The sequence below is a fragment of the Liquorilactobacillus sicerae genome (assembly GCF_029916425.1).
Taxonomy (GTDB): Bacteria; Bacillota; Bacilli; order Lactobacillales; family Lactobacillaceae; genus Liquorilactobacillus; species Liquorilactobacillus sicerae.
In genome coordinates, this window is sequence record NZ_JAHAVQ010000358.1 from 1 (window position 1) to 390 (window position 390).

Genomic DNA, 390 nt, shown 5'->3' on the forward strand with positions numbered 1-390 from the left:
CGGCGTTTATTATCATCTGTTAGATGGTCTTTTTTTCGGTATCTTCCTAAACTCGATTGGAAACGGTATGGTTGTTGGCTTAGTTTCTATTATGATTGCCGATACAATTAGATACGGAGTCAGTATGGGAATTCAGGCAGAAGGGATTCTTGCTTCTACGGATGATTTTGGCGTAAATATGGGCCTTGGACTTGGCGGTATGATTACTGCCGGATTATTGCAATTATCTGGTTACGTGGCTAATCAAAAACAAAGTAGTGGAACAGTGGCAATGATAGACATTAACTATATTTGGATTCCAATTTTTATTTATATTTTTATGTTTGTCACTTTACTTTTCTATAATGAAAATCAAATGATGAAAGCAATTATCTGATTTTTCGGATCGTG

The 390-nt window shown here is 35.6% G+C and carries 1 protein-coding gene; it reads left to right on the forward strand.

Going from position 1 to position 390, the window contains the following annotated elements; translation table 11 throughout:
* The coding region (locus tag KH893_RS12825; protein WP_281166401.1) for an MFS transporter at window positions 1–376 on the forward strand (376 nt) is incomplete at its 5' end.
* Between the last annotated feature and the right edge of the window lie 14 nt (window positions 377–390).